Here is a 6,767-nt window from a genome sequence, read left to right as displayed (position 1 = left end):
AAATCCTTATCTGGCAAGAGACTTAATTGATTAGTTCGCTCTAGATAAAAAACAATTGACAAAAATCGCTAAATGCCTTTCTATATAAGGGTTCCATCCCTTATAACCCCCCTCCATTGCATAACACAAACCGAAGAGCCGATCCCCCTTACTATCTGGAATCAAAGGAATAGATTTATCTTTTAATACATTAACAATTCGCAAAGTTAACTTATTCTGTGTTTTGCCATTATTCAAAATCCGATTAGAGCCTACAAAACTGACATGAAGCGGAATATTCTTCTTCCCTCGATGATCGATAACGCTGAGTTTTTTTTCTCGATAATAATGAGTTAAAGTCTCTCCTTGATAAGTAAACTCTGGACATAAAAACTCAACTCTGGTTGTTCTTGCCCCTCCCGCTGCTGAAGCACTGACGTTTGGCAGGGTTAAAGTAACGACCTCATTAGCTGATAAAGTAGTATTAGTTGTTAAGAAATAGAGAGAAACTATCCCATCTGCTTGAGTAACAGGAGAACTCATACTCCAATTACTTTGGGGTTTTAAAGCCAATTGCTGTAAAGATTTAGGCGATAGAGTATCAGGTCTAAATCTTAATTCAAAATGATAATTATTTTGAGTGACTGCTCCACTTTTTGCTGGTAAAGTAATCTCTTGTTCTGTATCATTTTGAATTTCAAAAACCAGTTCTTCTCCCTTAGTATCATTTTCAATAAAGATAATGGACTCTTTATTGTCCCCTTCATATAAGTCAAAATCAAGAGGATAGGCAAGATTAAAAGCGGCGATCACCGTTAAATTATCATTTATATCCTGTTTAATTTCTTCTGGAGATAATGCCTTTTTATAGATGCGGAGATGAGCAATTGTTCCCGCAAAATAGTTAGCATAAGCTTCATTGCTTCCTCCTCTACGTGCTAGATAAAGAGGTGAATCATTTTGTGTTTGAGATTGGGTTGTATCATCCGTACTATTTTCTTCACGTCCATCTAAATAAAGCCGCAACTTGCTCCCTTCTTTAACAAAAGCAATGTGATATAATTGCTCGTTATTAAGTTGGTTTGTGGTGGTGACAGCGGGATTATTAGAACCATCATATCTTGCTGCATGGATTGTTTGGTTATCACGCACATATCTGATGACATAGGGATAACCTCCACTACCATTCCATTTTCCAATAATATCGGTATCACCATTGGGTTTAAATGCTTGTTCTTTGGCTATTTTTATCCAACTGGCAACGGTAAAATCTTGATTAGTTGCAAAGTTAATGTCCTCTGAATTAGGAATTTCTATATAGTCTTGTCTTCCATCAAAAATGAAACAACTGCCAAAATGTTCATCACTCACAACTTGGGGACTACCATGAACACTATATTGGTTCTCAGTAGAAGCCGAAATATTCTCACTTAAAGCTGAAACATTCTCGCTTAAAAAAGCACTACGAACTCTTTGATTGTCTGCATCGGGGATAATGGTATCTAGTTTTAGATGTAGAACTAAGTCATTAGTGTTACTCATAATTGATACTCCTTGATTTAAAAAATTAACGGGTGAATTTTTAATAAACTTAGGGATTAGGACTATTAGGGTTGGGTGGCTCTTTTTTTAGGCTTAACTTTAACCATCCCTCTCGAATTTCTTGCTTGCCAGAGAAGATAGCATTAACATTAGTTTGACCTATTTTGTCAGCAGTTGACCATTGCTCTTTTTCTTTCTCTAACCATGACCACTGATAACCGACTTCATCAGGTAAAGCTAAATTAATCTTACCATAATCTGTCAAGATAGGAGCAGAGAAGAAAGTAATTTCTATGCTCTCTAAAGCCTGTTGATATTGATCCGGGGGAATATTGATCGATTTTGTCGGTAAAATTCCAGTAGTTGCATGAACTTTTCCTCTGGGATCTATAAGCATGGTTAACAGGGTAGGAGGATCTTTTACATTAAGATCAATGTGCCAAGGATTATTAGCATTATGAAATTTAATAGCAGGATGATTAATTCCCTCTAAATCACTTTGAGGGGCATAAAATATATCCTTGAGACTTCCATCATCCCCTTCCAACCAATAACCTAATAAACCATCATTTAACTGTTTATATTCTCCTAAACGAATCGGAAACTTGACCTTTTCAAAGCCATCTGTTTCTCGGAAATTGCGTCTTAAATCTTGCCAAAATACTCCCCAATCTTGGTTAATAGCTGGAAGTCCCTCTAATTCCAAATTTAAAGAAGCTCTGACTACGGCAATAGGTCGTCCCATTAACAGTGCTAAACCTTGATTTTGCGCTGAATTTTCGGAATCAATGTTTTCTAAACCACTATCTAAAGCCGAAATAAAATTAGACAAAAATTCTGCCCCCTGCTTAATAATATAGTTAATCACTTTTTGTAAATGATCATCAATTTTATCAAAGGGGATAACCGTATTTTCTCCCGGCGCAGCTTGCCATTTTGCTAATTGATTAATCGAACCCAAAGCCTTACCCTGATTATCATAGATAGCGAGACTATTATCTAAATTATTAGGCAATATCCAGCCACAAATAGGAGTAGTAGCTGGATGACTATTCATTTCCTGTTCCCCTTCAATTGCAGATAACCAACGGAAATTAATACGCGCTGGTTGTACCAAACGAGGGGGTAAAGATATCAGATAGGGACTGCCTGGAGTCGTCATCTGTTCAGGAGTGATAATATTTCTAATATCTAAATCCTTCACCTGTCCAAAAGTATCCACCAACCGTAACCGCAAAATCTTCATTACCCCTGAGCGAATTGGGTTAAAATCATTTAAAGGTTCTGGCGCACTACGGATACTTTGTTGTACCATGTCTTTTATTTCATCTGTAAAAGCCTGATAATCATTAAATCCTAAAGGATCAGCAATAGGTAACTGTAAGGTCTGTTTGTGCATCAATAAAGCCTCGTTAAACCCTCCTAAAGCTTGAGATAGACAATTTAGGCTTAAAAGATTTTGATAAGCTCTAATGGCAGTATAAATGGGGTCTTTAGCTTTTTGATCCGAGAATAGATTAGTGAAAATTAAATTAGGATTACTAGGATCATAACAGGGTTTTTGCTCATACCAAGCTTGAATGGCTTGAATCTTTTCTTGTTGGTCTAAGTTGGTCAAAGAATTTGGTTTGTCCTTATACCAATCTTGGATTCTTTTTTGGTAAGCTTCTTCTTGTTCAGACAGGTTTAGTTCGTAATATTCTTTAGCCTCATCAGGTAATTGTTTCTTTAAATAAACTTCTATTTTTTCCTTAAGCTTAATTCCGGCATGGGGTGTTAAAATACTCCGACCACTATAAACATTAGCAGCTTTAAGAACAGCCCCCTTTCCGTACTGTAAAGAAAGCTCTGGCTCGTTTTCTTTCAAGGTATAATTACCCGTAATAAACTCAGCATCATATTGATGATTATAGATGCCATGATTACAGCCATTTTGGAGGGGAAAAACTTCTACCTCCCACTCTAGTAAAAACGGATGCCAAGGTTGTTCTTCCCAAGTGTTAAAGCCAATATGTTCCCCTTTTTTATTGTTTGCTATCTGATCAATTTTACCGAGAATAGACGAAAATCCATTGAGAAAAATGTCCTCTTCCTGTTGTAAAATCTCACATTCTAACAGTCCATCATCCCTCAATCTTCCATCTTGTCCATGGCGAATGGTGGGTTTTACCCCTTCCCCCGCCATCAAGACAACTGGTTCTGTTGGTTGCCAATAACGGGAACCGGCAATAGGTTTCAGGGTATAAGGTGGTGGAGCTTTTAAAATTAGCTGAGGGAAAGAAACTTCTAAAAGCAGACGATTGCAACGGACTAATTCTTCTTCGTTTTTAGTAAAAATTAAATTTAAGGCATCTATAATTTCTCCTTGGTTTTTCCCTGCAATTTTACTGGACAAATCGGGGATTAACTGCTCAATTCTTTTAATTGGCTCTGTTTCGTTTTTAGTAAAAATTAAATTTAAGGCATCTATAATTTTTCCTTGGTTTTTCCCTGCAATTTTACTGGACAAATCGGGGATTAACTGCTTAATTCTTTTAATTGGCTCTGTTGTTCCCTGTTCTAACTGATTAATCAATTTTTCCCAGTCTAAAATATCACTAACTTTTAATTTACACTGGGTAATATTTACTTGAGTAATCGCCTGTTGTAATTGAGTTAAAGATTTATTCAATAACTTTTCATAATTCTCTAGATCATTCAGTTTTGCCTTTAAAGGTTCAATTCCCTTCTCCTCAATATAATATTTAACTTCATCAATATCAGGATACTGAGCGGTGCTACCTTGGGGGGGATAAGCACTTAACATATACTTATACCAATCAGAAAAGAGTTGCCGACGCATTGACTCAATTTCATCGAAAGTGCAGTCATATTTCTGTTGAGATAGATTAAGCTGATTCAGTTTAGGAGCTATATTATCGGGTAAAGTAACTTCGCTCTGAGCTTGAGCATCTTCAGCATTTGCTGTTGTAGCGTTTGTGCTTCCTAAAGTAATTGTCCATATTGTGCCAGATGAGACCGCATTAAACCCTTTTTCATGGCGTGCTTCCTCAAACTTAGCTGTTAGATCCAACTGCCGATGTTCTAGACTAGAAGATAGGGTTAAAGCTTCTAATTGATCTTCAATAATAGATTGAGAATTGTTGTCAATTTTTTGACCTAAATAAGCAGATAATGCCTCCGTTCCCGTATTTCCTACAGCCACTTCTACCGAAATTTCTTTCTCTGTATTGGTTGGAGAAGCAAACTTTAAGCGGGCATAGCAAAGTATTCTTTGAGGTATTTGTTCATTGCTTTTAACGGGAATGTCCCACTTGAATTCCTCTTGTATCGCTTTGATTAATTCCTGTGTACTCAATTTATCTTTTAATTTTAATTTTAACTGAATAAACTGATTGAAATAATCCTTTTCTAAGTGACTATACCACGCAATCACATCATACTGTAACCCATCAGTATTTTCAGGAGAATAATCATCATAAAATCCAAAAACGCTGTGACAATTGGGATAAAAAGCCGCAAAAGTCGGTTCACCATAACCTACCGCCGTTAATAAGGGTAAGTATTCAGCCTTGGGATCATTTTCTAACCAAGCTTCTATAGGCAGTTTGCGACCTAAATAGCGAAATGGTTGATGATTACCATTACCATTCTTTATCTCAATGGGATAAGCAATACTACCTAACTGCTCCCCTTCTCCTTCCCGATAAAGATAATCACTCTCCACCACCCATTGACGTTTTTTGCCGTTAAGAGTGCGTGTTACTAACCAGCGATTAGGAACTGATGGGAAAACTGTCTTTTTATCGCTATCTTGAATACCTTTTGTTAAAGCATCGGGTAACGCCCAATGTAAATGGATTCCTGCTTTCAGGTAGAGATTTTGATTTTGAAAGGGTTGGGAAACAATCTCCTCGCTGATATGAGCAATATTCGGATTTACGTCTCTTTTTCTATTAAAATAAGGAATTATGCTCAAATCTGCCATCGCCTCTATAACTAGGCGCTCTCTTTTCAGATAAAGAGCATCCAAATGAACAGGAATCATTAAAATACTATTGACCATGTTCTAATTAAGATTACAAGCATTTATTTTTGCCCCGATTATAACAGGTTTAGTTTTCTAATGTTATAGTCTTTAGTTTTTATGCACAAATCAGATTTATTTTTTCGGGTGCATCTCATAAGTAGGGTTGGCTGAATAAATCTAAAAACCGATGCTCTAAGTAGTTGGACAAAAGTAAAGTTAACTGTGGGGTAAGGAGTCGGTCGTCGGTCGTCAGTCCCGATGCCAAAGTTGGCACCGCCAAGCCTGAAAGTGGTACTTTTCCCTCCTGCCCCCTGCCTCTTTCAAGTCGGTCGTCAGTAAGAATTGCGGCAATTTACATTTCTTAAGATAGACAACAGAATTTATGTCAGACTACTTAACAAATATATCTTGACCACTATTCCTTGCGCGATAAACGAGCTTCGGCGGGTCTTGTTGCCAGAAAAAGTATGGGTCTTAGGAACTAGGACTCCTGCGTGGGTCGGGACAGAGCCTTGCAACCAGGAAAAAGCTACTAAGTGAGACATAATTTCTTAGTCTCACTTAGTAGAGGATGTTGGGTTTTACCTAAAATGTCGGATGAATGCCCCCGCTAGATTTTTCGACAAGATACTCACCTTTGCGGGGGATGAAATTCGACCAGAATATCAACCGCGAAGCACGATTTTAATTCTACCATTTGTAGGTAAACTGTGTTATACTTAATTTATCCAGGGTCGAAGATTAATCAATGCTAGTCGTAGAAGCCAAGTTAAAAAACGGGACACCAGAACAATACCAAAAACTTGATGAAGCTATTAGAACTTCTCAGTTTGTGCGTAACTCTTGTGTTCGTTATTGGATGGACAATCAAGGGACAACCCGCAATGATCTCCAAAAACTTTGTGCGGTACTAGCTAACAATAAAGAGACACCTTGGGTTAACAAATTAAACTCTCAAGCTCGTCAATCGGCTGCTGATAGAGCCTGGCAATCAATTACTAGGTTTTACCAGAATTGTCATGCTAAGATACCAGGGAAAAAAGGCTTTCCTCGGTTCAAAAAGCATAGCCGTTCGGTTGAATACAAACTAACGGGCTACAAACTATCTGATGACCGACGTAAAATCAGATTTACCGATGGCTTTAAAGCAGGAGAATTTGATTTATGGTGTAGTCAAAAGACCTTAGTTTATTATTCAGAGCAACAGATTAAACGG

3 protein-coding genes are annotated in these 6,767 nt (G+C 37.3%); 1 reads left to right on the top strand and 2 read right to left on the bottom strand.

Annotated elements, in window-relative coordinates; genetic code table 11:
• Window positions 1–30: 30 nt before the first annotated feature.
• The gene (locus tag O9290_RS28430; protein ID WP_409786531.1) at window positions 31–1,521 is read right to left on the bottom strand and encodes a LamG domain-containing protein; all 1,491 of its coding nucleotides are present in this window, start codon (window positions 1,519–1,521) and stop codon (window positions 31–33) included.
• A gap of 49 nt (window positions 1,522–1,570) precedes the next feature.
• A complete protein-coding gene (locus tag O9290_RS05280) occupies window positions 1,571–5,587 on the bottom strand; it encodes a hypothetical protein (RefSeq protein WP_288086784.1) in 4,017 nt (1,338 codons plus the stop codon).
• Between the two features lie 712 nt (window positions 5,588–6,299).
• On the opposite strand from O9290_RS05280, the gene O9290_RS05275 reads away from it, so the two are divergent.
• On the top strand, window positions 6,300–6,767 hold a 468-nt coding region (locus O9290_RS05275; protein ID WP_502846446.1), incomplete at its 3' end, for a nuclease/transposase family protein.

This window comes from Microcystis sp. LE19-41.2A (assembly GCF_027530405.1).
GTDB classification, from domain to species: Bacteria; Cyanobacteriota; Cyanobacteriia; order Cyanobacteriales; family Microcystaceae; genus Microcystis; species Microcystis aeruginosa.
This window is presented reverse-complemented; position numbering and strand designations above follow the sequence as displayed.